22 protein-coding genes and 1 pseudogene are annotated in these 25,507 nt (G+C 71.8%); 15 read left to right on the top strand and 8 right to left on the bottom strand.

Annotated features, from left to right (window positions below; genetic code table 11):
• The first annotated feature begins 474 nt into the window (after nt 1-474).
• The 5 genes from ACH4J0_RS24585 to ACH4J0_RS24605 all read left to right on the top strand — a co-directional run bounded on the left by ACH4J0_RS24585 (nt 475) and on the right by ACH4J0_RS24605 (nt 6,916).
• Nucleotides 475-1,506: a LacI family DNA-binding transcriptional regulator gene (locus ACH4J0_RS24585; protein WP_396242699.1), complete on the top strand. Its 1,032-nt coding sequence runs from the start codon at nt 475-477 to the stop codon at nt 1,504-1,506.
• 298 nt (nt 1,507-1,804) lie between these two features.
• Nucleotides 1,805-3,511 (top strand): ribulokinase, encoded by a 1,707-nt coding sequence (locus ACH4J0_RS24590; protein WP_396242700.1) that lies wholly within the window; start codon nt 1,805-1,807, stop codon nt 3,509-3,511.
• Entirely contained in the window at nt 3,508-4,176 is a 669-nt protein-coding gene (locus tag ACH4J0_RS24595; protein WP_396242701.1) for an L-ribulose-5-phosphate 4-epimerase, read from the top strand. The genes ACH4J0_RS24590 and ACH4J0_RS24595 overlap by 4 nt, the downstream gene beginning before the upstream one ends.
• Before the next feature lie 11 nt (nt 4,177-4,187).
• Entirely contained in the window at nt 4,188-5,696 is a 1,509-nt protein-coding gene (gene araA / locus ACH4J0_RS24600) for an L-arabinose isomerase (protein WP_396242702.1), read from the top strand.
• Nucleotides 5,697-5,827: 131 nt separating this feature from the next.
• Nucleotides 5,828-6,916 (top strand): aldose epimerase family protein, encoded by a 1,089-nt coding sequence (locus ACH4J0_RS24605; RefSeq protein WP_396242703.1) that lies wholly within the window; start codon nt 5,828-5,830, stop codon nt 6,914-6,916.
• Nucleotides 6,917-6,986: 70 nt separating this feature from the next.
• Here the strand turns inward: ACH4J0_RS24605 and ACH4J0_RS24610 are convergent, their stop codons facing one another.
• Both ACH4J0_RS24610 and xylA read right to left on the bottom strand, forming a co-directional pair.
• Nucleotides 6,987-7,133: a hypothetical protein gene (locus tag ACH4J0_RS24610; protein ID WP_396242704.1), complete on the bottom strand. Its 147-nt coding sequence runs from the start codon at nt 7,131-7,133 to the stop codon at nt 6,987-6,989.
• 50 nt (nt 7,134-7,183) lie between these two features.
• Complete coding sequence (gene xylA, locus ACH4J0_RS24615) at nt 7,184-8,356, bottom strand: xylose isomerase (RefSeq protein WP_396242705.1); 1,173 nt, start codon at nt 8,354-8,356, stop codon at nt 7,184-7,186.
• Between the two features lie 96 nt (nt 8,357-8,452).
• On the opposite strand from xylA, the gene xylB reads away from it, so the two are divergent.
• Together xylB and ACH4J0_RS24625 are read left to right on the top strand one after the other, a co-directional pair.
• Entirely contained in the window at nt 8,453-9,883 is a 1,431-nt protein-coding gene (xylB, locus tag ACH4J0_RS24620) for a xylulokinase (protein ID WP_396242707.1), read from the top strand.
• A 73-nt stretch (nt 9,884-9,956) separates the two neighbouring features.
• A complete protein-coding gene (locus tag ACH4J0_RS24625; RefSeq protein WP_396242708.1) occupies nt 9,957-11,141 on the top strand; it encodes an ROK family protein in 1,185 nt (394 codons plus the stop codon).
• A gap of 282 nt (nt 11,142-11,423) precedes the next feature.
• On the opposite strand, the gene ACH4J0_RS24630 is transcribed toward ACH4J0_RS24625, so the two are convergent.
• From ACH4J0_RS24630 to ACH4J0_RS24650, 5 genes and pseudogenes are all read right to left on the bottom strand, one after another.
• A complete protein-coding gene (locus tag ACH4J0_RS24630) occupies nt 11,424-12,926 on the bottom strand; it encodes a cellulase family glycosylhydrolase (RefSeq protein ID WP_396242709.1) in 1,503 nt (500 codons plus the stop codon).
• Between the two features lie 55 nt (nt 12,927-12,981).
• Nucleotides 12,982-14,976 (bottom strand): glycoside hydrolase family 6 protein, encoded by a 1,995-nt coding sequence (locus ACH4J0_RS24635; protein WP_396242710.1) that lies wholly within the window; start codon nt 14,974-14,976, stop codon nt 12,982-12,984.
• Between the two features lie 425 nt (nt 14,977-15,401).
• Nucleotides 15,402-15,554, bottom strand: a pseudogene (locus ACH4J0_RS24640) (STAS domain-containing protein); the annotation flags it as partial.
• A 277-nt stretch (nt 15,555-15,831) separates the two neighbouring features.
• On the bottom strand, nt 15,832-16,035 hold the full coding sequence (locus ACH4J0_RS24645) for a cold-shock protein (protein ID WP_280697877.1): 204 nt from the start codon (nt 16,033-16,035) through the stop codon (nt 15,832-15,834).
• A 543-nt stretch (nt 16,036-16,578) separates the two neighbouring features.
• The gene (locus ACH4J0_RS24650; protein ID WP_396242711.1) at nt 16,579-16,977 is read right to left on the bottom strand and encodes a hypothetical protein; all 399 of its coding nucleotides are present in this window, start codon (nt 16,975-16,977) and stop codon (nt 16,579-16,581) included.
• A 438-nt stretch (nt 16,978-17,415) separates the two neighbouring features.
• Between ACH4J0_RS24650 and ACH4J0_RS24655 the strand changes: the two genes are divergently transcribed.
• The 5 genes from ACH4J0_RS24655 (at nt 17,416) to ACH4J0_RS24675 (ending at nt 21,565) form a co-directional block, all read left to right on the top strand.
• Nucleotides 17,416-18,072: a hypothetical protein gene (locus tag ACH4J0_RS24655; protein WP_396242712.1), complete on the top strand. Its 657-nt coding sequence runs from the start codon at nt 17,416-17,418 to the stop codon at nt 18,070-18,072.
• On the top strand, nt 18,069-18,953 hold the full coding sequence (locus ACH4J0_RS24660) for a DUF692 domain-containing protein (protein ID WP_396242713.1): 885 nt from the start codon (nt 18,069-18,071) through the stop codon (nt 18,951-18,953). The genes ACH4J0_RS24655 and ACH4J0_RS24660 overlap by 4 nt, the downstream gene beginning before the upstream one ends.
• A complete protein-coding gene (locus ACH4J0_RS24665) occupies nt 18,953-19,645 on the top strand; it encodes a putative DNA-binding domain-containing protein (protein ID WP_396242714.1) in 693 nt (230 codons plus the stop codon). Before ACH4J0_RS24660 ends, ACH4J0_RS24665 begins: the two co-directional genes overlap by 1 nt.
• A gap of 54 nt (nt 19,646-19,699) precedes the next feature.
• Nucleotides 19,700-21,001: a ferritin-like protein gene (locus ACH4J0_RS24670; protein ID WP_396242715.1), complete on the top strand. Its 1,302-nt coding sequence runs from the start codon at nt 19,700-19,702 to the stop codon at nt 20,999-21,001.
• Between the two features lie 288 nt (nt 21,002-21,289).
• The gene (locus ACH4J0_RS24675; protein ID WP_396242754.1) at nt 21,290-21,565 is read left to right on the top strand and encodes a MerR family DNA-binding transcriptional regulator; all 276 of its coding nucleotides are present in this window, start codon (nt 21,290-21,292) and stop codon (nt 21,563-21,565) included.
• A 240-nt stretch (nt 21,566-21,805) separates the two neighbouring features.
• Here ACH4J0_RS24675 and ACH4J0_RS24680 read toward each other — a convergent pair whose 3' ends face one another.
• Entirely contained in the window at nt 21,806-22,036 is a 231-nt protein-coding gene (locus tag ACH4J0_RS24680) for a hypothetical protein (protein ID WP_396242716.1), read from the bottom strand.
• Between the two features lie 470 nt (nt 22,037-22,506).
• Here ACH4J0_RS24680 and ACH4J0_RS24685 point away from each other — a divergent pair, with 470 nt between their 5' ends.
• The 3 genes from ACH4J0_RS24685 (at nt 22,507) to ACH4J0_RS24695 (ending at nt 25,061) form a co-directional block, all read left to right on the top strand.
• A complete protein-coding gene (locus ACH4J0_RS24685) occupies nt 22,507-22,710 on the top strand; it encodes a cold-shock protein (protein ID WP_344640564.1) in 204 nt (67 codons plus the stop codon).
• Nucleotides 22,711-23,082: 372 nt separating this feature from the next.
• On the top strand, nt 23,083-24,588 hold the full coding sequence (locus ACH4J0_RS24690) for a DEAD/DEAH box helicase (RefSeq protein WP_396242717.1): 1,506 nt from the start codon (nt 23,083-23,085) through the stop codon (nt 24,586-24,588).
• A gap of 98 nt (nt 24,589-24,686) precedes the next feature.
• On the top strand, nt 24,687-25,061 hold the full coding sequence (locus ACH4J0_RS24695; RefSeq protein ID WP_396242718.1) for a CBS domain-containing protein: 375 nt from the start codon (nt 24,687-24,689) through the stop codon (nt 25,059-25,061).
• Nucleotides 25,062-25,507: the final 446 nt, after the last annotated feature.

Raw genomic sequence — 25,507 nt, forward strand, 5'->3', positions numbered from 1 at the left:
AATGGTGATGCCGGGCGGTGCGCCGGCGTGGTGCGGCTCGGCAACGGGGTGTGCCTTCCGGCACGGTCAGCCTCCACACCGCCGGGGGCCGGGGGCCGACGGGTCACTGTCCGGCACCGGTGCGGCCGGTCTGGAGCGGCCGATCGGCGTGGTGGACGCGGCGGACGCGGGGTTCGCCCGGGTGGAGGTCCGCGACGCCGAAGGCGGGATGGCGGCGCTCACCAACCCGATCCTGCTCGCCCGAACGCATTCCGCAGTCCGACCGCCCGCCGGCCACCGAGTCCGGTGCGGGCAGTGGGGCGGTATCACGGCAAGCGCTCCCGTGGAGCGGGTGTGAGCGATAACTTGGCGGTATCGGCACATGTGGACGGCCTGCGGGGCTGATATGAAGAGGGCCGCCGGTTGAACCCAGGGTGACGGACTGGCCTGGACCTGGTCGCGTACTGTGGTCCACAACCAAGGAGGGTACTGCGAGTGGGAACCGACAGCGCCGGGACGGAACAGCGCCAGCCCGTGATGGCGGATGTGGCGAAACTGGCGGGAGTGTCCCACCAGACGGTGTCCCGGGTGCTCAACGGCGCCCCGCACGTACGGCCCGACACCCGGGACCGGGTGCTGGCGGCCATCCGGGAGCTGGACTACCGGCCCAACTCCGCCGCCCGCGCGCTGGTCACCCGCCGCTCGCAGACCCTCGGGGTGGTCAGCTTCGACTCCACGCTCTACGGCCCCGCCTCGATGCTGGACGGCATCGAGCGGGCCGCGCGCAGCGCCGGGTACTTCGTGAGCGTGTCCAGCCTGCGTTCCCTCGACGGCCGTTCGGTCCAGGAGGCCGTCGACCGGCTGCGCGACCAGGGGGTCGAGGGGGTCGTGGTGGTGGCGCCGCAGACCTCCTCGGTCAGCGCGGTGGCCCGGCTCTCCAGTTCCGTGCCGCTCGTCGCGGTCGGTTCGGGCGACCAGACCCAGGTGCCCATGGTCTCGGTGGGCAACCGCTCGGGAGCGGAGGCGGCCACCCGGCACCTGCTCGACCTGGGGCACCGGACCGTGCACCACCTCGCCGGGCCGGCCAACTGGCTGGAGAGCCGGGACCGGGAGGAGGGCTGGCGCCGCGCGCTGGAGGCGGCCGGTGCCCCCGTGCCGGACGTGGAACGAGGTGACTGGAGCGCCCGCTCCGGCTATCAGGCGGGCCTGCGGATCTCCGGACTGCGCGACGTCACCGCCGTCTTCTGCGCCAACGACCACATGGCCCTCGGCCTGCTGCGCGCCCTGCACGAGGCCGGCCGATCGGTCCCGGGGGACATCAGCGTGGTCGGCTTCGACGACATCCCGGAGGCCGCGTACTTCATCCCGCCGCTGACCACCGTGCGGCAGGACTTCGGCGAACTCGGCCGCAGGGCCCTGGAACTGCTCGTGGAGGAACTGGAGGGCGTGCCGCACCCGCCCGCCCATGTGCAGATCTCCGCCGAGATGGTGCTGCGGCGCAGCGTGGGCCCCGCCGCCCGCCGCTGAGCCGGGACTCGACAACGCCCTGACCACCCGGTTCACGGCCCTCGGGTCGTGGACCTCCCTTGACACGCTGATTGTTAACGTTAACAATCGGCGTGAGCGTTGACTTCGACGCCCCTCCCACTCCGCCGGCCGGGCCACCCGCATCCCCGCTTCCGTGGTCCGGCCGACGGCCAGCGTTCCGCCCTACTGAGGGTGACGGCGGAACGAAGCCTGTCGCCGGTGCGTACCACCCTGCCCCGGCTACGGATCGCACCGGCGACAGGTGATGACGCAGGCCTCCCGTACGAAGGATGAGCAAGTGACCGTGAATCCTGCCGCCCCCGACGCCGACCGCTACGTGGTCGGGGTTGACTTCGGTACCCTCTCCGGCCGCGCCCTGGTGGTCCGGGTCCGGGACGGCGAGGAAATGGGCACCGCCGTCCACGACTACCCGCACGCCGTCATCGAGCGCGAACTGCCGGGCACCGGAAGGGTCCTGCCGCCCGACTGGGCGCTCCAGCACCCGGCGGACTGGCGCGAGGTGCTGCGCACCGCCGTCCCGGCCGCACTCGCCGCCGCCGGCGTCGACCCCGCCGACGTCGTCGGCATCGCCACCGACTTCACCGCCTGCACCGTCCTGCCGGTGCTCGCCGACGGCACCCCGCTGGCCGAGACCGCCGCCTGGGCCGCCCGCCCGCACGCCTGGCCCAAGCTCTGGAAGCACCACGCCGCGCAGCCCCAGGCCGACCGGATCAACACGCTGGCCCACGCCCGTGGCGAGAAGTGGATCTCCCGGTACGGCGGCAGGATCTCCGCCGAGTGGCAGTACGCCAAGGCCCTCCAGGTGCTGGAGGAGGACCCGGCCGTCTACGCCGCCTGCGAGCGCTGGATCGAGGCCGCCGACTGGATCGTCTGGCAGCTCACCGGCGCCGAGAGCCGCAACACCTGCACCGCGGGCTACAAGGGCATCCACCAGGACGGCAGTTACCCGAGCGAGGACTACCTCGCAGCGCTCCACCCGGACTTCGCCGACTTCGCCCGCACCCGCCTGGAGCACCCGCTCTCCCCGCTGGGTACCCGGGTCGGCGCGCTCACCGCGCAGGCCGCGGAGTGGACCGGCCTGCCCGTGGGCATCGCCGTCGCCGCCGGCAACGTCGACGCCCACGTGGCCGCACCCGCCGCCCGGGCCGTCGGCGACGGCCAGCTCCTCGCCATCATGGGCACGTCCACCTGCCACGTCGTCAACGGCGCCACGCTCGCCGACGTCCCCGGCATCTGCGGCGTGGTCGAGAACGGCATCGTCACCGGCTCCTACGGCTACGAGGCCGGCCAGAGCGCCGTCGGCGACATCTTCGCCTGGTGGCTGCGCCAGGGCGTACCCGCCGACTACCTGGCCGAGGCCGAGGCGAACGGCGAGGACCTGCACCGCCTGCTCACCCGCAAGGCCGCCGACCAACCCGTCGGCGCCCACGGCCTGGTGGCGCTCGACTGGATGAACGGCAACCGCTCCACCCTGGTCGACCACCACCTCTCCGGCGTGATCGTCGGGCTCACCCTGGCCACCCGACCCGAGGAGATCTACCGCGCACTGCTGGAGGCCACCGCCTTCGGCACCCGCGTCATCGTCGAGGCCCTGGAGCAGGGCGGCGTCCCGGTCACCGAGTTCATCGTCACAGGCGGCCTCAAGAAGAACGCCCTGCTGATGCAGATCCACGCCGACGTGCTGCGCCGCCCGGTCTCGGTCGCCGAGTCCGAGCAGGGCCCGGCGCTCGGCTCCGCGATCCACGCGGCCGTCGCCGCCGGAGCCCACCCCGACGTCCGGACCGCGGCCGCCGCGATGGGCCGGGTGCGGCGGGGCGCCTACCAGCCCGACCCGGCCGCCGCCGACACCTACGACCGGCTGTTCGCCGAGTACCGCGCCCTGCACGACCACTTCGGGCTCGGCGCGGACAAGGCCCTGCACCGTCTGCGGGACATCCGCAACGCCGCCCTCACCACCCTCACCACCCCCAGCGAGGCTCTGTGAACGCGACCATCGACCTCATCCGCCGCCAGGTCAGCGACCTCCACCAGGAGCTGGTCCGCTACAACCTGGTGGTCTGGACCGCCGGCAACGTCTCCGCCCGCGTCCCCGGCCAGGACCTCCTGGTCATCAAGCCCAGCGGCGTCTCCTACGAGGAGCTGACGCCCCAGAACATGATCGTGTGCGACCTCGACGGCAATGTGGTGGACGGCGAGCACTCACCTTCCTCCGACACCGCCGCGCACGCCTACGTCTACCGCCACCTGCCCGAGGTCGGTGGAGTCGTCCACACCCACTCCACCTACGCCTGCGCCTGGGCGGCCCGCGGCGAGGCCGTCCCCTGCGTGCTCACCGCGATGGCCGACGAGTTCGGCGCCGAGATCCCGGTCGGCCCGTTCGCCCTGATCGGCGACGACGCGATCGGCCGCGGCATCGTGGACACCCTCAAGGGCCACCGCTCGCCCGCCGTCCTGATGCAGAACCACGGCGTCTTCACCATCGGCAAGGACGCCAAGTCGGCGGTCAAGGCCGCCGTGATGTGCGAGGACGTGGCCCGCACCGTCCACCTCTCCCGCCAGCTCGGCGAACCGCTGCCGATCGCCCAGGCGGACATCGACAGTCTCAACTTCCGCTACCAGAACGTCTACGGCCAGCCCCAGGCCCGGTGAGGAGCCACCCCATGCCCAAGCCACTCGAAGGCCGCGAGGTCTGGTTCCTGACCGGCAGCCAGGGCCTCTACGGCGAGGAGACGCTGCGCCAGGTCGCCGCGCAGTCCCAGCGGATCGCCGCGGCTCTGAACCGCGACCCGGCCGTCCCGGTCGAGGTCGTCTGGAAGCCCGTCCTCACCGACGCGAGCGCCATCCGTCGGGTCTGTCTGGAGGCCAACTCCGCGGACGACTGCATCGGCCTGATCGCCTGGATGCACACCTTCTCCCCGGCCAAGATGTGGATCGCCGGGCTCGACGCCCTGCAGAAGCCGCTGCTCCACCTGCACACCCAGGCCAACGTCGAACTGCCCTGGGAGTCCATCGACATGGACTTCATGAACCTGAACCAGGCCGCCCACGGCGACCGCGAGTTCGGCTACATCCAGTCCCGTCTCGGCGTCGCCCGCAAGACCGTCGCCGGACACGTCAGCGACCCGGCCGTGGCCGCCAGGGTCGCCACCTGGGCCCGCGCCGCGGCCGGCCGCGCCGAACTGCGCGGCCTCAGGCTGGCCCGCTTCGGTGACAACATGCGCGACGTCGCCGTCACCGAGGGGGACAAGGTCGAGGCCCAGCGCCGGTTCGGGGTCTCCGTCAACACGTACGGCGTCAACGACCTGGTCGCCGCGGTGGACGAGGCCGACGACGTCGCCGTCACCGCGCTGGTCGAGGAGTACCAGGACAGCTACCGTCTGGTGCCCGAGCTGCGGGCCGGCGGCGAGCGCCACCAGTCACTGCGCTACGCGGCGCGCATCGAGCTCGGGCTGCGCGGATTCCTGGAGCAGGGCGGCTTCAAGGCCTTCACCACCAACTTCGAGGACCTCGGCGGGCTGCGCCAGCTGCCCGGCCTCGCGGTGCAGCGACTGATGGCCGACGGCTACGGCTTCGGCGGCGAGGGCGACTGGAAGACGGCCAGCCTGCTGCGCACCCTCAAGGTGGCGGCGGGTGGACTGGCCGGCGGCACCTCGTTCATGGAGGACTACACCTACCACCTGGAGTTCGGCCGTGAACTGATCCTCGGCGCGCACATGCTGGAGGTCTGCCCGAGCATCGCGTCCGACACCCCCTCCTGCGAGATCCACCCGCTGTCCATCGGCGGACGGGAGGACCCGGTCCGCCTGGTCTTCGACGCCGAGCCCGGCCCGGCCGTCGTCGTCGGACTCGCGGACCTGGGCGACCGCTTCCGGCTGGTCGCCAACGAGGTGGACGTGGTCGCGCCGCCCGCGCGGCTGCCCAACCTTCCGGTCGCCCGGGCGGTCTGGAAGCCGCGGCCCGACCTCCACACCTCCACCGAGGCCTGGCTGACGGCCGGTGGGCCGCACCACACCGTGCTCTCCGGTGCGGTCGGCACCGACGAACTCGAAGACCTCGCTGAGATGCTCGGGGTGGAACTCCTGATGATCGACGACGACACCAGCATCCGTCAGTTCACCAGGGAGATGCGGTGGAACCAGGCCTACCACCGGCTGGCCCAGGGGCTGTGAGTCCGGTGTCCGGGATCGGCGACGCCCGCCCGCTCGGCGGGCGTCGCCCCGTTTCCGACTCCCGGCCCGAGTCCCTTTCCGATTCCCTTTCCGCGCCTCTTTTCCGCGAACCGTCGAACGGAGAGCAGCCCGTGCCCAGAGACGTACTCGTCTCACCCGGTGTCCTGATGGCGACCCAGGAGGTCGCCACGGTCCTGCCGGACGGCCGGCGCGTCACCCGCTGGACGTTCGGTGCCCCGAACGGGGTGACGGTGGAGGTGCTCAGCCTGGGCGCCCGCCTCCAGGCCCTGAACGTGCCGGACCGTGCAGGGCGGCGGGCCAATGTGGTCCTCGGCAGCGACAGCGTGGAGGACCTGCTCGGTCAGGCGTCGTACTTCGGAGCCACCGTCGGCCGCTACGCCAACCGGATCGCCGGGGGTGTGCTGCCCATCGACGGAAAGACCCACCGGCTGGCCACCCAGCTCACCGGGCACACCCTGCACGGCGGCCCGGACGGCTTCGCCACCCGAGTCTGGGACGGCGTGCCGGTCCGGGCGGACCGGCAGGTCGGTGTCCGTTTCAGGCTGCGCAGCCCCGCCGGGGACCAGGGGTTCCCGGGGACCGTCACCGCCGAGGTGACGTACCTGCTCGATGCCGACGGTGAGCTCTCGATCACCTACCAGGCGGCCACGGACGCCCCGACGGTCGTCAACCTCACCAACCACGCCTACTTCAACCTGGCCGGCGAGGGCCGTGCAACGGTGCTCGACCACCTGCTGCGCGTCGAGGCGGGCGGATACCTCCCGGTGGACCGGGACCTGATACCGCTCGGCCCGGTCGAGCAGGTCTCCGGCACCCCCTTCGACCTGCGCTGCGCCCGCAGGATCGGCAGTTGCATCAGCGCGGAGCACCGCCAGCTCCGGGCGGCCGGAGACGGGTTCGACCACAACTGGGTGCTGGACGGCTCCGGGTTCCGGCGGGCCGCCGTGCTGAGCCACCCGGAGAGCGGCCGCCAGGTCGAGTGCCTGACCACGGAGCCGGGGCTCCAGGTCTACACCGGGAACCAGTTCGACGGTTCGCTGATCGGCGGCTCCGGGCGCCGTTACACCGCGTACGCGGGCATCGCGCTGGAGACGCAGCACTTCCCGGACTCGCCGAACCGGCCCGACTACCCCTCCACCGTGCTCCGTCCGGGGGAGAAGTACCGGTCGAGGACGGTGTACCGCTTCTCGGCGCAGTAGCGACCGCCGGGAGTGAGCAGGAGGGGTGGTGGGCCCGGCGGGGCCCGCCACCCCTCCGTCTTTCGCGTCCTCAGCCCGCGACGAAGACCCGCACGTCCCAGGCACCGAGCGAGACCGACCCGCCGGCGGGCACCGAGGCGCCGCCCAGCACGTCCTTTTCGACTTCCAGGTTGGTTCCGCTGCTCCGTCCGATCGGAACTACGGGCTGCACGAGCATCGAGAGCCGGGCCGTGCCAGCCGCACGGCCCGGCCCGGTCATGGCGGCGGTCAGCGGGCGCCGATGAGGTGCTCGAGGGCCAGCTGGTCCAACTGCTCGAAGGCCATGCCGCGTCGGGCGGTGGCGTCGACGTCGAACTCCTCGAACGCGGATCGGTCCGCGAGCAGCCCGGTCAGGCCGTCCTCGGCCGTGGGGAGGGCGAGTTCGGGCAGGCGGGACGCCGCGAGCGCGGCCTGGACCTCCGGGTCGGCCCGGAAGGCGCGGGAGCGCTCGGCCAGCAGCAGGTAGTTGCGCATGCAGCCGGCCGCCGAGGCCCAGACGCCGTCGAAGTCCTCGGTGCGCGGCGGCTTGAAGTCGAAGTGCTTCGGGCCGTCGTACCCGGCCGACTCCAGCAGGTCGACCAGCCAGAAGGCCTGGCGGAGGTCGCCCGCGCCGAAGCGGAGGTCCTGGTCGTACTTGATGCCGGACTGGCCGTTGAGGTCGATGTGGAACAGCTTGCCGTGCCACAGGGCCTGGGCGATGCCGTGCGGGAAGTTGAGCCCGGCCATCTGCTCGTGGCCGACCTCGGGGTTGATGCCGACCCGCTCGGGCCGCTCCAGCGCGTTGATGAAGGCCAGGGCGTGGCCGACCGTGGGCAGCAGGATGTCGCCGCGCGGCTCGTTGGGCTTGGGCTCGATCGCGAACCGCAGGTCGTAGCCCTGGTGCTCGACGTACTCGCCCAGCAGGTCGAAGGCCTCCTTGAGCCGGTCGAGCGCCGTGCGCACGTCCTTGGCCGCGCCGGACTCGGCGCCCTCGCGGCCGCCCCAGGCGACGTAGACCGAGGCGCCGAGCTCGGCCGCGAGGTCGATGTTGCGGATCGTCTTGCGCAGCGCGTAGCGCCGGACGTCGCGGTCGTTGGCGGTGAACGCGCCGTCCTTGAAGACCGGGTGGGTGAACAGGTTGGTGGTGGCCATCGGGACCTTCAGGCCGGCGGTGTCCAGCGCGGTGCGGAAGCGCTTGACGGTCTGCTCGCGGGTGGCCCCGTCCGCCCCGAAGGGGATCAGGTCGTCGTCGTGGAAGGTGACGCCGTAGGCGCCGAGCCCGGCCAGTCGCTGCACGGTCTCGACCGGGTCGAGGGCGGGGCGGGTTGCGTCGCCGAAGGGGTCGCGACCCTGCCAGCCGACGGTCCACAGGCCGAAGGTGAACTTGTGCGCGGGGGTGGGGACGAGGGTGTCGCTGGCCATGGAGCAGCTCCGGATTCAGTGCCGAGAGGGTGTTTGTCAGGGCTCTCAACAAATTAATATGCCGGAACGTCAGAAGGAACCCCACCGGAGGAACGCATGGCTGCGCAGCGCGTCGTGATCGGCTTCGACAGCTCCACCCAGTCCACCAAGGCGCTCGCCGTCGACCTCGACACCGGCGCCGTCCTGGGCCACGGCCGCGCCCCGCACACCGTCAGCAGGGGAGCCGACCGGGAGAGCGACCCCGAGCAGTGGTGGGAGGCGCTCGGGCAGGCCGCGGCGGGAACCGGCTGGGCGGACCGCGCGGCCGCCGTCTCGGTCGCCGGCCAGCAGCACGGCCTCGTCGCCCTGGACGCGGCCGGAGCGCCGGTCCGCCCGGCGCTGCTCTGGAACGACGTCCGCTCCGCGCCCCAGGCCGCCGAGTTGAAGGCCGCGATCGGCGCCGTGGAACTCGCCCGCCGCACCGGCAGCGTCCCCACCGCCGCCTTCACCGCCCCCAAGTGGGCCTGGCTGCGCGCCCACGAGACCGCCGCCGCCGACCGGGTCGCGGCCGTCCGCCTGCCCCACGACTTCCTCACCGAGCGACTGACCGGGGCGGCGGTCACCGACCGGGGCGACGCCTCCGGAACCGGCTGGTGGGGCCCGGACGGCTACGACCGGGACGTCCTCGCCCGCATCGGCCTGGACCCGGGCCTGCTGCCCGAGGTCCTGCCCCCGGGCGCCCGGGCCGGCGTCGTCCGCCCCGGAACGCCGCTGCGTGAAGGCACGCCGGTGGCCACCGGCACCGGCGACAACATGGCCGCCGCCCTCGGGCTTGGCCTGCTCCCCGGGCAACCGGTGCTCAGCCTCGGCACCTCCGGCACCGTCTACGCGGTCGGCCGGAGCAGGCCCGCCGACCCGAGCGGCACCGTCGCGGGCTTCGCCGAAGCCCTCGGCGGCTGGCTGCCACTGGCCTGCACGCTCAACTGCACCCTCGCCGTCGACCGCTTCGCCGCCCTGCTCGGCCGCGGCCGCGACGAGGTCGAGGAAGGCGGCACCGCCGTCGTCCTGCCCTACCTCGACGGTGAGCGGACGCCGGACCTCCCGGGTGCCTCCGGCCTGGTCCAAGGGCTGCGCCACGACACCACCCCCGGCCAGTTGCTGCAGGCCGCCTACGACGGCGCCGCCCACGCCCTGCTCGCCGCCCTGGACGGTGTGCTGCGCGCGGGCGGCGCGGACCCGGCGGGCGACGAACCGCTGCTGCTGATCGGCGGTGGCGCCCGCGGGCAGGCCTGGCAGCGGACCGTGCTGCGGCTCTCGGGCCGCGCGGTCCAGGTGCCGGAGGCTCGGGAGCTGGTCGCGCTCGGCGCCGCCGCCCAGGCCGCCGCACTGCTCACCGGCGAGCCCGCCGACGCAGTCGCCCGCCGCTGGAGGACGGCCCGGGGCCCGGTGCTGGACCCGGTGAAGCGGGACGACGACGCGCTCGAACTGATCGGGGATACCCTGCGTCGGGCCGGGGCCTTGCAGGGCGCCCCGGCCCAGGACCGGTAGGAGGGGCGGGCGCGTGGCAGCGGTGGGCAGGGCGGACGGGTTGTCGGCGAGTGGACCGGCATCGCAGCAGGACATGCGACGACAGAACCTCGCGGTCGTCCTCGGCGCGGTCCGCGTGCACAGCCCGCTCTCCCGTGCGGACGTCGCCGGACACGTCGGGCTGACCAGGGCGGCGGTCTCCTCCCTGGTCGACGAGCTGATCGGCCGTGGCGCACTGACCGAGGCGCCGGCCACGGCCAGCGGACGCGTCGGCCGGCCCGGACGGGCGCTGGCCGTGAGCGAGCAGGGCCCGGCGGGCCTCGGCCTGGAGATCGGCGTCACCCACCTCGGCGCGTGCGTGGTGGACCTGCGCGGCGAGCCGCGGGTGCGGCGCAGGGTGGAACGGGCCAACGCGGGCCGCCCGGCCGGGCGGGTGCTGGCGGAGGTCGCCGCGCTGGCCGCCGAGGCGGAGGCCGAGGCCGCCGCCCTCGGACTGCGGGTCGAGGGCCGCGTCCTGGCCGTGCCCGGGGTGGTGCCGAACGGGCCCGGTGGACTGGTCGAGCGCGCGCCCAACCTCGGCTGGCACGGCGTCCGGCTCGCCGACCACTGGCCCGACCCGGACACCGTGCCCGAACCGGAGAACGAGGCCAACCTCGGGGCGCTGGCCGAGTGCTGGAGCGCCGAACCGGCTGTGGAGACCTTGGTCCACGTCTCCGCCGGGGCCGGGATCGGCGCCGCCCTGGTCATCGACGGGCGCCTGTTCCGGGGCGCCCGCGGCTTCGCCGGCGAACTCGGCCACGTCCCCATCCAGCCGGACGGCGTCGAGTGCGCCTGCGGTGCCCGTGGCTGCCTGGAGCAGTACGCGGGCGAGGCGGCGGTGCTGCGCGAGGCCGCTCTCGCGCCGCACGGCGGTGCCGCCGGGGCCAGTCCGGCCCCCGCGGGCGACCCGATCGTCCTGCTGGCCGAGCGCGCGGCTGCCGGGCACCCGCCCACCCTGGCGGCGCTGGACCGCGCCGGGCGGGCCCTGGGACTCGCCCTCGCCTCCGCCGTGGAACTCATCGATCCGGACGGTCTGGTCCTCGGCGGCGCCTACGCCGAGCTCGCCGACTGGCTGCTCCCTTCCGTGCGCGCCGAGTTGGCCGCCCGCGTCACCGTACGGCCGTGGGCCCCGGAGGCGCTGCGCCCGTCCGCGCTGGGGCGGCGCGGGCCGCTGCTGGGCGCGGCGCTCACGACGGTCCGTCGGATCATGACGGACCCGACCCTGCTGCCCGCGGGCTGACCCGGGGCCCCGAGCCGCGCCGGCGGGCAGCAGGGCCGGACGTCAACCGCCGGGGCCTCTCCGCGCCCCACACCGAGGCGATGGCGGCGAAGCTCGCGCCCGAGGGAGGTGGGGGCGACTACGGCCCGAACAGCGGTGACTTCGACCAACTGCGCTTCGGCACAATGCTGTTCACTCGCGACAGGGCCGCGGCTCCGGTGCCGCCGCAAGGGCGCGCATCGCTCATGACCCGGATCCCGCCGGAGCCTGACGCCGTCCGGCGGGATCCGCGAGCGGGTGTGGCTACAGGCCGGCCAGGTGGGCGCGGTAGCCGGCGCCGAAGGCCGTCGGCGTGCCGTCGTAGGAACTGATCAGAGCCGGGCCGCTGCCGCAGTCCCAGGTGTTCCAAGCCCAGGCGAGGTAGGAGATGCCGTGCCGGTCCAGCCACGGCAGCAGGGCGTCCAGGTAGCCGTGCGCGCAGTCGTTCTCGCCCGACTCCCCGGTCACGACCGGTACGAGGGCCGCCAGCGGGGCGATCTGGGCGTCCCAGCAGGAAGCGGTGCTGCAGCTGTTGAAGTTGTACGAGTGCCAGGAGGCGGCCAGGTTGTGCAGGGGATCGGCCGGTCGGTAGGCCGCCCACTGGGTGAGGCTGTTGGCGTACTCCAGGCCGCCCAGCAGCAGGACGTTGTCCGCGCCGGTCGACCGCACCGCGTCGACCATCGCCTGCATGCCGGCGACCTGGTAGCCGATTCCGGGACAGCTGCCGCCGTCCCGCCAGCAGGCCCAGCCGCTGGCCTCGCCACCGGTGGCCCGGGACGGGTACGGCTCGTTGAACAGGTCGAAGACGGTCGCGTCGTCGCCCTTGAAGGTCTGCGCCACCGAGGTCCAGAACGGGATCGCACCGGCGGCGTCCGGCATGGGCTTCTGGCAGGTGGCGTTGGGGTCCGGGCAGCCGGCGGACGGTCCGGTGTAGGCCCCGTCGGTCCAGTGCAGGTCCAGGACGGCCAGCAGGCCGTTCCGGTGCAGCAGGTCGACGTAGCTGCGCACCGCGCCGATGTAGGCCGGACCGGCGTAGGCGGGATCGACGTTGGAGTGCCCGAGCCAGCAGTCCTCGTTGAGCGGCACCCGGACGGCGTTGACGCGCCAGGCCTTCATCGCGGTGACGGAGGCCTGGTCGGCCGGTCCGTCGAAGATGCCGTGACCCTGGACGCACATGAACTCGGCCCCGGAGCGGTTGACCCCGTGCAGGGTGACCGGGGTGCCGTCGGGCTTCACCAGTGTGCTGCCCGAGACGTGCACGGCCGGGGCGGGGCCGCTCGGCGGCGGAGTGGGGGTCGTGGTGGGGGTGGGGCTCGGTGACGGGCTCGACCGCGGTCCGCAGGGGGTGCCGTTGAGGGTGAAGGCGGCGGGGGCGGTGTTGGTGCCGGTGTAGGAGAAGTTGGCGCTGGTGGTGTAGGCCGCGCCGGGGTTGATGGTGGGGGCGTAGCCGGGGTTGGTGACGGTGACGTTCTGGCCGGTCTGGGTCCAGGTGCCGTTCCAGCCGTTCTGGAGGGTCTGGTTGCCGGTGTGGGCGTAGCCGAGGGTCCAGCCGTCGATGGCGGTGGTGCCGGTGTCGGTGATGGTGAGGTTGGCGGTGAAGCCGCCGCCCCAGTCGTTGACGGCGTAACTCACGTCGCAGGAGACGCCGGCGGTGGGGGCCGCCTCGGCGGTGAGGGGGAGCACTGCCAGGGCGGCGCACGCGGCGGTGGCGGCCGCGAGGGCGGCGGTGCGGACGGAAGCGGTGCGCGGAGGGGCGGTGCGGGGCATGCCGACTCCTCGGGGGTGGGGTCGGGGCCGCCGGTGCGGCCCCGGCGGATTGAGGTCAGCTCGCGGTGCAGGTCAGGGACGGAGCGGTGTTGCCACCCGAGTAGGTCGCCTGGAAGCCGAAGCTGGTGCTGGCGTTGGGCGTGAGCGCGCCGTTGTAGGACTGGCTGGCGGCCGTCACCGTGCTGCCGCTCTGGGCGGCGGTGGCGTTCCAGCTGTTGGTGATCTGCTGGTTCCCGCCCCAACTCCAGGTGACGGTCCAGGACTTGATGGGTGTGGTGCCGGTGTTGGTGACCGTGACACCGGCCGTGAACCCGCTGCCCCAGTCATTGCCGACCGCGTAGCCGGCGGAGCAGCCGCTGCTGCCGCCACCGCCACCGCTCGACGCCGTGGTGGCGGTCACCGCGGCGGAGGCGGGGGAGACGTTCCCCGCCGCGTCCTGCGCCGTGACGGTGTACTGGTAGGCGGTGGCGGGGGAGAGCCCGGAGTCGGTGTAGCCCGTGCCGGTCACGGTCGCGACCTTTGCCCCGTTCCGGTAGACCGAGTAGCCGGTCACGCCGGCCGGATCGGTGGACGCCGTCCAGCTGAGCGACACGCTGCCGCTGGTGGTTCCGGTGACGGTCAGTCCGCTCGGCGCGGTCGGGCCGGTGCCGCCGCCGGTGCTGCCGAACGCCGGGTAGGCGTTCTGCACCAACTGCCGGAACTGGGCGGGGAACCACTGTCCGGCAGGGATGTCGTCACCGGGGATGGCGTCGGTGGGATAGGTGTTGCCGTTGCCGTCGGTCTGGGTGCCGTTCGGGTCGCAGTGCGGGTCGCCGTGGGGGTGGGAAGCGGTCGGGTAGTCGCCGTCCGACTCGCCCGGCGGCTTGACCCACAGGAACGCGATGATCGGGCTGCCGGCGCCGTACGGCTGCGCCTGCGGACGGGCGCCGATGCCGGCCCCGTTGATGTTGCACCAGCTGCCCCGGAAGTGCTTCTGGTCGACCTTGTTGGCCGCGACGTAGGCGTCCACCGTGGTGGGGGCGGAGTTGAGCGCGGTGGGCCGGGTGGAGCCGCCCCAGCCGTTGCGCGAGGTGTCGACCAGCATGCCGATGCTGCTCGGGAACCCGTTGGACACCAGGGTGGCGTACATCGCGGTGTCGTAGTGGTACTCGTCGAACTGGGGGTTGTACTGGTAGAAGTTGGCCGACTTGAGCGGCTGCCCGCCGACGGTCAGGCCGGAGTCGGGGAGGAACGGCTCGCTGAGCGGCGTGGTGTTGGCGGTGTCGCTGACGAAGCCGTCGATGCTGGCGAACCCGGCGGTGGTGGCCTGGGCGATCTTGGCGTACTCCCGGCCCGCCGGCACCATGTTGTTGGACCAGCCGAGCCAGCCCGCGTGGCCGATGTCCAGGTAGTCGTACACGTTGGGGATCGCGTGCAGCTTGTCGAGCGCGTACTCGATGCCCGCTTCGTAGTACGGGGTGGCGGTGGCGCAGGCCGGCTTGGACTGGTTGGTCACGGCGTTGGGCAGCGAGTCCGGCTCGATGACGGCCGCGACCCGGACGCCGGCGTACTTCGGGTTGGAGAGCACGGCCGCGATCGGGTCGATGTACTGCGTCTCGTACGTGGTCAACCCGGCTGCTGTGGCGGGTAGTTCCCCATTGGAGGCGAGGGCTGCGCAGTCCCGGCCCGGAAGGTCGTAGACGACGACCTGGAAGACGACCGGCGTGCTCCCCTGCTGCTGGGCGAGCGCGTGGTCGAGGTGGGCCTGGAGTCCGAGGTGTGAGGCGTCACCGGTGATCGCGCCGATGCGGTCCAGCCAGACGGCGGTGGGGTTGGCGGCGACCTGGGATTCCAGAGCGCCCAGGGTGCCGCCGTCGGAGGCGGCCTGGGCCTTGACCTCGGCCGTGAAGTCGGGGTTGAGGTACCCGATCGCGCCGGCGAACGGGTTGGCGACGTGGACGGTGGCCGCGTGTGCGGGGGTGGCGGCTCCGAGGCTCGGCAGCAGGCCGGTGGCGCCGAGCAGCGTGGCGGCCGCTGCCGTGCGCAGGCGACGCAGGGCGGGATGGGGCACGTCCGGGTCCTTTCGGCTGGGTGGGATTACGGGCGGATCGCGGAACCGGGTGGGAACGCGCCCACCGCGGGGCGCGGCGATCCCCTCCACATCAAGCCAGCGCGCCCGAATCGCCGTCAACAACTTGCGGGAGCGCTCCCATGCGACCCTGTAACTTACACGCCGCCACGCCTGCGGGCCGGATCCCGGTGTGGCGCAGGTCGTGCAGCCCGATCTTCAGGAGTCCGAGTTCGGCGGTGAGCTTGCGGAGTTGGTCGAGGACCCACTCGCGGCGTCGTGGTGGGCCTCGCCCCCGCGCGACAACGTCGCGTTCCGGATGGGGGCGACAAACACGCTGCGCCCGGGCTCCGTCCGCGCGGTCCGAGGGGCCCGCATCAGAAGGACGGCGTGCACGCGGCGTCGCCGTCGGCGGGACGGCCGAAGTGTCACCCGGGCAGGGGTGCGCGGATCATGAATACGTCGGCGGCGCCTGCCAGTTCGAGCGGCCGTCGAACCAGCGGCCGGGGGCGGGCCAGGACGATGCGGCTGCCCTCCGAGGCGGCTTCGGTATGGGCCCGGAACAGCACTCTGAGCCCGGTGGAGTCACAGAAGCATCCCGGCGCAGTCGCTCACGACGACCGTGCCGGGCAGCCTCAGCGCGTCGTCGAGCGCTGCCTACGGGTTGTCGACCGAGTCGAGGTCGAGTTCCCCGAGGACGGCGAGCACGGTGCCCCGTGTCCACGGCCTGCTCGGGGTGAGGAGCCCGGCGTGCTGAAGGCCGGGTGCGCGTGACGGCGCAATACCGAGGGGCCCGCACCGGGCATCATGGACGCGGTGCCGGCCCCTCGCTGCTGGGCAGGTGTCTTGACAGATGAACTACAGCGGACGAATGTTCTCGGCCTGCGGGCCCTTCTGGCCCTGCGTGACGTCGAATTCGACCTTCTGGCCCTCGAGCAGCTCACGGAAACCGTTGGCGTTGATGTTCGAGTAGTGGGCGAAGACGTCAGCGCCGCCACCGTCCTGCTCGATGAAGCCGAAACCCTTTTCCGAATTGAACCACTTGACAGTGCCATTAGCCATTGAAAATCTCCTTTAAGGGACTGCCCGACGCCCGCACGGCACGGGCTTCGAGTCGCCGCGATGATCGCCCACCGGGGAAGATCCGGGGAACAAAAATGCGCCTGCGATACGTCAGCAGGCGCACACAAAGTTCATGGGGACCACTACTGCAGCTGACTTCGAACCTAGCAGGCCTGGGCTCGCTGCGGGTGGACATTTCATCCCGGAATTCCGGGGAGTCTCCCCCGGGGCCGTCGGCAGCGAGACTCCTACGCCGTCAACTCGCCAGGCGGGCAGGCTGGTTGAGAGAGTGACCGCACCCGGTCGGCGGGAGTGGGTCCCAGGAGATGGCGATCGGCCATTGGAGTTGCGTCCGTGCCCCATGGAGATATTCGGTGCTGCCGGACTGGATCCGCCGGGACGAGGCGGACAGGGGTGAGCGAGGTGGCGGGCTGACACCGCGGGAAGGAGGAACCGGGAGCCGGCGGACTTCCGGCTGTGCAAGGAGAACGCTCTTGCACAGGTCCGGCTGCTGGAGGTCCGCGCAGGTCCGCGGGATCCCGCTCACAGCTCGGGGCCCCCGGGGTAGGCGGGGATGTCGTAGCCCTGGTCGCGAAGCCACTGGCAGGTCACCGCGGCTCGGTAGCCGCTGTCGAAGCAGGGAAAGGACTCGTCGGGCTCCTCCGGAGGCGGGGAGTTCTTCTGGTCGTGCTCCATTCTCTCGACCACGGCGTCGGCGATCCGGGCCGCCGTGTCGCCGCGGAGGTCGCCTTTCTCCCGCCAGCGGGTCAATTTGTCCTTTGCCTGCCGCGCCAGGCGGGCACTCTCGGCGGCGTGCTCCGAGCCGACCGCGGCCACCGCCGCCTCATTGGCCGATCGCAGCCATTGGCCCAGGCAGTCGGTGATGACCTGCTGGGCGAAGGCAGCCCGCCACTCTTCTCGCTGCTGGTAGTCATCCGTCATACCTGCAGCCTACCGAGAAGGGGAAACCGGTCAGGCCCCCCTCCTCTAATCGATTTCCGAGTCCGTTCGAGAATCGTCGCCACCGCCATTCCGTTCCACGTGCGGGAGGCCCGGGGAGCACCGGGACCTGTTGATCATTCCCGTGTTGGCGGTCCCGGCGCGGCCTCCCACAGCCGATCGCGGCAAACGACCGGCCACGGGCAGATTCGGGAGGCTTCAGTGGCGTTCCACCACGGCAGGGGACACGCCGTCCGCTACGACCCATGCCCCGGGCGTACCACGGCCGGTGATCACCGTCGGGTCGGCGGCGGTGCTGTTTCGGATGGCGGCGCCGTCCGTGCGCCGTCCGTCGGGTGCCCCGATGCTGGGATTGGAGCGGGTCGGCACTCCGTACCGACCCGACCGGCCCATGTTCGGGGCGTTCTGGATGGAGGACGGATGTCCGTAACCGGCAGTGATGGCAGCGACAACGGCCAGGTGACCCGCGATCCGGCGACCCTGGAGGCGATCGAGGCGGTCCGCGTCGGCGGGTCGCTGGGCCGGGCGCGTCGGCGGATGGCGAGCGAGTCGGGCGGGCCGCGGGCCGAGGCAGCGGAGCTGCAGAAACTCACCGAGTTGCATGTGTGCATGGGCCTGAACGCCTGCAAGGGCCACGATCGGGACGGCACCGCGCCGATGGCGGGCATGGGCCGGTGCGCGACGGTGCTGCATGTGTGCCATGGCGCCAACGAGTGCCGAGGGCAGGGCGGGTGCGGCTACACCGGGTCGGACGCCGAGCTGGCCAAGCCGGGGGAGCAGGCCTGCCGCTATAACGGCAGCTGCGCGAGCCCGATCAACGAGAGCCGGGTGTTCGCCGGCGGCCCGCTGAAGGGCAAGAGTGTGTGGAAGCTGGCCCGGCAGATCTTCGAGGCCCGGATGTACGAGGCCGGGATCCCGTTCGGCCCCGCGCCCGGCGAGGGCTACCCGGACGACCTGGTCCCCTCGTACGAGGCGCCGAAGCGCGACCGGCGGCCGCTGGGAGACACCACCGTGGCGGCCGGCAGCGGCTCCGCCGGAAGCGGCGACGGTAGTGGGTCGGACGGGGCCGTCGCGTGACGTCGCCGTCCGGGGTCGTCGGTACCGGTGCGGGGTCGCGGTTCGATCTTCCCTTCCTGGGGTTCGGAGTCGGTCTTCGCGCTCTGCACCACGGGTGGGTACTTGAGCATCTCGACACCGGCCTGGGGGTGGACTGGCTGGAGGTGATCACCGAGAACTACCTGGACTCCGGCGGCTTCCCGCGCCATGTGCTGGACCGAGTGGCCGAGCGGTGTCCGGTGGTGCTGCACGGGGTGTCGATGTCCGTGGGCAGCGTCGATCCACTGGACGTCGACTATCTGCGCCGGTTAAGCCAGCTGGCGGACGCCGTCGGTGCGGCGTGGGTATCGGACCACATCTGCTGGACCGGCGTGGCGGGCCTCAACACGCACGACCTGCTTCCGGTGCCGTTCACCGAGGAGGCGCTGGCTCACATGGCCGAGCGGGTACGGACCGCCCAGGACCTGCTGGAGCGCCCGTTGGTGCTGGAGAACCCCAGCTCGTACGTGGGTTTCGCCGCCTCCGCGATGCCGGAGCAGGAGTTCGTCGCGCGCCTTGCCGTCGAGGCGGACTGCGCGCTGCTGCTGGACGTGAACAACCTGTACGTCTCAGCGGTCAACCACGACACCGACCCGTCCGAGTACCTGGCGGCGCTTCCGCTTGACCGTGTGGTGCAGATCCACCTGGCCGGCCACACCGACGCCGGCACGCACCTGGTGGACACCCACGACGCGCCGGTCGCGTCCCCCGTGTGGGACCTGTACGCCGACGTTCTGGCCCGAGTGGGCCCGGTCTCCGCCCTGTTGGAGTGGGACGACCGGCTTCCCTCGTTCCCCGAGCTGGTACGTGAACTCGGCCCGGCCCGGCAGTTTGCGGGGACAGCCGCACCGGCGGGAGCGTGATGCGCAGCAACGCCCGGACGCATGGCGCGGTCGACCGCGCCAACGCCGTCCCTCCGGCCGACCTGGTTGGTCTTCAACTCTGGCTCCGGAAAGCAATCGTGTGCCCGGATCGCGGAGTAGTCGACGACGTCCCGGCGGTACTGACCTGCTCTGCGCGACAGACGGCAGCCGAGCGTCTGGCCGTGTATCAACGCGCCTACCGATTGCGCCTGCTGGGCTGCCTGCACGCCAGCTTCCCGGCACTACGCCACCTGCTGGGCCACCAGGCGTTCGACGTACTGGCGGAGGAGTACCTCGACGCCGTCCCCCCGAGCAGCTACACCCTCGACCACTTCGTCCAGGGCTTTCCCGTCCACCTGGCCGAGGACCGGCCCGACGCGGACGATCCCGTCGACGAACGGGATCCGTGGGTCGATCTGGTGGTCGAACTGGCTTGCTACGAACGGGCCTTCGCCGAGGTCTACGACGCCGCCGAACCCGACCCCCGCCGTGTCCTGCGCTGCCGCCACCCCGTGCACACCTACGTGCACGCCGTCGCCCGCGGGCGGGACCCCGTGCCTCCCCCGGCCCGGCCGGTCCTGCTGACACTGCGCCGCCTCGGCCACAGGGTAGCCGTCAGCGAGGAATCACTGCTGGTCACCAACCCCCTCGACACCCAGCCCCACCCGGCACATGCCCCCACGCCGGCATGACCCCCCTCCCACCCGTCCGGGTCGCCCGTACCCGGACACCCGAACGGAGCACTGATGACAACCCTCGCCTCCTCCGGCCTACCGTTCGCCGTCAAGCCGCTGGCCCCGGTGAGAGCGAACGAGCCGATCCAGGACTACGAGACCCTGGTCAACCACCTGCACCAGGCAGCCCAGGTGGAGATGTCCACCATCCCGATGTACCTGTTCGCCGCCTACTCCATCCAGACCAAGGGCCACAACCAGTGGCAGCCCGGCATCTCCGCTTTCCGCACCATCGTCGCGATCGCGATCGAGGAGATGCTGCACCTGTGCCTGGTGCGCAACCTCCTGGTCGCCCTCGGCGCCGGCGACCGGATCACCTTCAACGACCCACAGTTCATCCCCGGCTACCCCAGCAAGATGCTGCACCGGGTGCCCGACCTCGAGCTGCATCTGCAGGCCTGCTCACCCGACCTGATGAAGAACGTCTTCATGCCGCTGGAGCTGCCCGCCGCGCAGGACGCCCCGCCGCAGCCCGACCGGTACCAGACGCTCGGCCAGTTCTACCAGGCGATCGAGGACGGCCTGATCCGCGTGGACGCCGCCGAGGGAAAGAACCTCTGGAAGTACGCCGAGGACAGCATCCCCTGGCAGTACCAGCGCGCCTACTGGAACCGTGACGGCGGTGGGGAGCCCATCCTGATCACCGATCTCCCCTCCGCCCTGGAGGCACTGAAGGTGGTCGTCGAGCAGGGTGAAGGGGTCGACCCCGCGAAGGCCACCGTCCCCATCGACCCGGTCAACCCCACCCCCGGGCTGGACGAACTCTCCCACTACGCCCGCTTCAAGCGCATCGAGCAGGGCATCGAGCCGATCGGGACCGTCCGCAACATCGTGACCGACCCGAAGGTCGGCGACTTCGAGGAGCCCGTCGCCGGCCTGGCGAGGCTCTTCAACGCCTCGTACTGCTACACCCTCGCAATGCTCGACGAGCTCTACAACCTGCCCGCCACCTTCACCGCCGAGACGCCCAGCCCCCGCTACCACGTGGAGCGCACCTTCGTCTCAGCGATGAGCGGCCTGCTCTACCCCATCGCCGACCTGCTCATGCAGACACCGACCGGCAGGCCGCACCCGAACCCGGACGCCCCACCGCCGTGCGCCGCGCCGACCTTCGAGTTCTACGACTTCCCGAGCGAGATCAGGAAGGTCGGCGCCCACCACACCAGGAAGGAGCACCTGATCCACCTCTGCAACCAGGCCATCACCGACTTCCCCCGACTGGGAGGGGACAACAGCGTCCACTGGCTGATCACCAAGATGCCCGACATCGACCACCTCCCCTCCCAACCACCCGCCGCCCGCCCCCGGTCGTAGTGACCGGCCGGACGTCCAGCTCCCCGAAGCCGCGGGAACACCCCGCAACGAAACCGTTCCCCATGACCCCGCGACACTGAAAGTCGTACCCCTCGACCTCCAGACGGGCAGCTCGGACGACCCGGTCCACAGCGGCCTGACCTTCACCCGCCTCAGTCTGGCCGACTGGCGTCTAGTCCGTCCGCAGTGGTCACCTCCTGCGAAGCGCCGGTGGCTGGGCAGCGCGCGGTGTCCCGCGGCGGGTGTCTCGCAGAGAGCAAGTTCGACGACGACTACCCCGCCTACACCATGGGCCGGGCCGCAGAGATCCTGGGCACCACACCGGGCTTCCTCCGCAGCCTCGACGAGGCCAAACTCATCACCCCGCAGCGCTCCGCCGGCGGCCACCGCCGCTACCGGTACCCCTCGCGCATCGCCGCCCGCGCCCGCGCCCGCGCCCGCGCCCGCGAGATCGTCGACCAGGGGACCCCCCTCGACGCGGCATGCCACATCATCATCCTAGAAGGCCAGCTCGAAGAGGCCCTGCGCATCAACGCCGAACTCCGCCGCGACCACCCCGGCTAGCGCACGCGCCGACGTGCTTCACTCGGGAGCGCGAAGATCGAACCCCTGCACCGGACGTGCTGACGTGAGCCGGCTGCCGCATCCGGGTGCCCGAATCGCACGGATCTGCTGCCGCCGCCCGCCGGTCATCGACCTTCGAGCTCGCCTGCGAGCGGCTGCCCAGCGGGTTGCCCGCCGGGCAGAGCACCGACGTCCTGCTTCGCGGGTCCTGCGGCAGGCCCAGGACCGGCGCGGCCGGGGTCAGAGCTTGTACATCGCGGTGTAGGGCTGGGTGAGGCGTTCCTGGCGCGTTCCGAAGTCGACGAGGGCTGCGATGGCGCCCTCGCCTTCGACGTCGATGACCCGGCCGAGGCCGAATCGGTCGTGGGTGACACGGTCGCCGATGGCGAAGTGCTTGGGCGGCGGGGCCTGCGTTCGGCTCTTGAAGGGGCTGGTAGGCATGGGGCGGCGAGGTGCTGCGAAATTTTTCATTGCTGTCAGTGTGCGCCGGAAAACGGGAAATGGACACCCCGGCGCTGTGTGGAAATTGCGGGTCGCGCCGGAGTCGTGGTTGTCCCGCAGGTTTCGGGCGCCCGTTCTGGGCAACCTGTCTGCCCCGGCCCCGTCGCGAAGCAGGGACCGGGGACGGACGGGCGCCGACGGGAGGGCGATATCCTCCTCAAGTAGCCTTCTGGGTATGCGGCTTGGTCCTGATCTGGGTGTGTGGGTGAGGCCCTGAGGGCTCGGCTCGCGTGGAACCGGGGAGAAGAAATCCTGCCGTTTCGGGCTCCGGGCTGCTAGAGTCGTCTTAGTTGCAGTAGTGGTTCCCATGAACTTTGTGTGCGCCTGCCTGTGTTGCGGGCGCATTTTTGTTCCCCCGGCTCTTCCCCGGGCGGGTTCTCCATGCGGCGTACGGAGTCGCGGTCGCGTACTTCGAACAGCCCCCTGAAGGAGATTTTTTTATGGCTAATGGCACTGTGAAGTGGTTCAACTCGGAGAAGGGCTTCGGCTTCATCGAGCAGGAGGGTGGCGGCCCGGACGTCTTCGCCCACTTCTCGAACATCAACGCCAACGGCTTCCGTGAGCTGCTCGAGGGCCAGAAGGTCGAGTTCGACGTCACGCAGGGCCAGAAGGGCCCGCAGGCCGAGAACATTCGCCCGCTGTAGTACTGCCACGGCACCCGCCTGGCAGCGAGGGGCCCGCACTGCTTACATGCCAGTGCGGGCCCCTCGGCATCGCAGGCCAACGCACCGGGCCGGGGGAAAGCTCTCGGCTCCACCGCGGCCGACCGCACCAGCCCCGCGAGACACACAGCGCCGCGGTCGGATCGGCGTTCTACCCATGTCACGCCTCATCGCCGCGCTTGTCCGCTTTCGGCCCTGCGCGGCGAGCCGCAGCCAGTGGGTGGCGTGCCGCACGGTTCTCCCGTCCACGCTCCGCCCATCGCAGTTCCCGGCCCGTTTCCTTGCGGTCTTCGCCGACGCCCAGCGCCGGCCGAGTCTTCCTCGTGACGCGCCGCTCCGAGGAAGGTTTCCCGCATGAACCGCTCCAGCCGCTCCCCGCACCACGACGCCCGCCGCCGCCCCGTCGGCGGCGGCTCCGTCCAGACCGGCCGCCTCTCCTCCAGTCGGATTGACCGTCAGGGAGGCTCAGCACGGGGTGAGTTCGCGATGCCGGTCAGCGCCACGCCGATACTGCCGGCCGTCACGTCCTTCGAGGAGTTGGACATGCCGAAGGCGCTGCTGTCGATCCTGGCCCGCCAGGGCGTCACCGTGCCGTTCCCCATCCAGGCCGCGACGCTGCCGAACTCGCTCGCGGGCCGCGACGTGCTGGGGCGCGGGCAGACGGGTTCGGGCAAGACCCTCGCGTTCGGGCTCGCGCTGCTGGCCCGCACCGCTGGGCGCATGGCCGAGCCGTGCCGCCCGCTGGCGCTGGTGCTGGTACCGACCCGCGAGCTCGCGCAGCAGGTCACCCAGGCGCTCACACCCTTCGCCCACGCTCTGCGGCTGCGAACGGCGAGCGTGGTGGGCGGAATGTCGATCGGCGGGCAGGCACGGCTGCTGAACCGCGGGGCCGAGATCGTGGTGGCCACCCCGGGGCGGCTCAAGGACCTGATCCAGCGCGGCGACTGCCAACTGGATCAGGTCGGCGTCACGGTGCTGGACGAGGCCGACCAGATGGCCGACATGGGCTTCCTGCCGCACGTCACCGAGCTTCTCGAGCAGGTCGCCGAAGACGGTCAGACGATGCTGTTCTCCGCCACGTTGGACCGGAACGTGGACCGCCTGGTGCGGCGCTTCCTGAACGACCCGGTCACGCACTCGGTGGACCCGTCGACCGCGGCGGTCGGCACGATGGAGCACCACGTGCTGCACGTGCAGTCCTTCGACAAGGACGCCACGATCACCCACATCGCCTCCCGCGAGGGCGGGGTGATCATGTTCACCGACACCAAGCACGGCGCGGACCGCCTGGTGGACGTCCTGCTCGCGAACGGGGTGAAGGCCGCGGCCCTGCACGGCGGCAAGTCCCAGCCCCAGCGCACCCGCACCCTGGAGCAGTTCCGCACCGGCACGGTGACCGCGCTGATCGCGACCAACGTCGCCGCCCGCGGCATCCACGTCGACGGACTGGACCTCGTCGTCAACCTGGACCCGCCGGCCGACCACAAGGACTACCTCCACCGGGGCGGGCGAACCGCCCGCGCCGGCGAATCCGGCACCGTCGTCACCCTGGTGCTGCCCGCCCAACGCCGCGAGATGGCCCGCCTGATGGCCAAGGCCGCCATCACCCCCGCCACCACCAAGGTCCGCGCCGGCGGCGATGACCTGGCCCGCATCACCGGCGCCCGCACACCCACCGGCATCCCCACCACGATCCCCGACCCCGTCGTCGAACGGCCGCGGCGCAACGCCTCCACCAGCCGAGACCGATACGGTCGGCCCGCCCGCACCGCTGCCGGCACCCGCACTGCCAACGGCCGCGACAACCAGAGCCCCTCAGACCGTCGCCGAACACTCGGGCGCCCCGTAGCTGCCAGGTAGCAGCGCCAAGCGCCTCGCGCCAAACCGCGAACGGCCGCGTCGCCCGGCTGAAACCGGGCCTCACAATCCCCCGGCCACATCGAGACCAGGACACCACAATGACCCTTGCCCTCGAACACCCCACCGCCACCGTCGGCGACCTCATGAACCTCCCGACACTGCAGATCAGCGACGACGTCACCGTCGACACCGCGATGCACATCCTGCAGAGCTCCGGCGCCGACCACCTCCTGGTCCGCGACGAGGACGGCCGCTGCGCCGGGCTGCTCACCCGCCCGCACCTCGCACCGTTCCACGCCCGGTCCTGGTACACCGACCACACCCCGGTCCGAGACGTAGCCCTCGACCGCGCCCCCTTCGCCACAGCCGACATGCCGGCCACCACCGCAGCAGCCGCCATGCGCTCCCGCGACCTGCGCGCATGGCCGGTAGTCGACCACGACGGCCACGCCATCGGCCTGCTCAGCCTCTAGCTAGACCCGAATCGCGGCACCACAGCGGCAGGCAGGGAACCTGCCGTGACAAGGGTCCGTCGGTTCCACAGCCCGCGGTGCAGCTCGTGTCCCGCGAGCTGCAGCGTGGCCCCGCCCACGGCCGGGGTAGCCGGGCAGTCGAAGAACCCGCGACGGTAGACGGGGTCACCGTGCGATGCGTCCCACCCACCACGGGCAGTTGCGCCCGCGGCTTCGCCCACCTCTCGCCGACGGCCCCAGCACTGCCGCCCGGGCCTTCACCCGGGCGGCAGGCGTTGGCCACGAGCTCCCCGACGACCAGGAGAACGTCCTCGGCCAGATGGGGGCCGGCACAGCGTTGGCACGAGCAGGTTCCACTGCGGCAGGGCCACGGCCATGGCCCTGCCGAACTCATCCTCGACATCGGCCCCGGCGTCCTGCGCATCACGATCAGCGACCCCAATCCC

Origin of the sequence: Kitasatospora sp. NPDC017646 (genome assembly GCF_044329365.1) — a bacterium.
Classification (GTDB): domain Bacteria; phylum Actinomycetota; class Actinomycetes; order Streptomycetales; family Streptomycetaceae; genus Kitasatospora.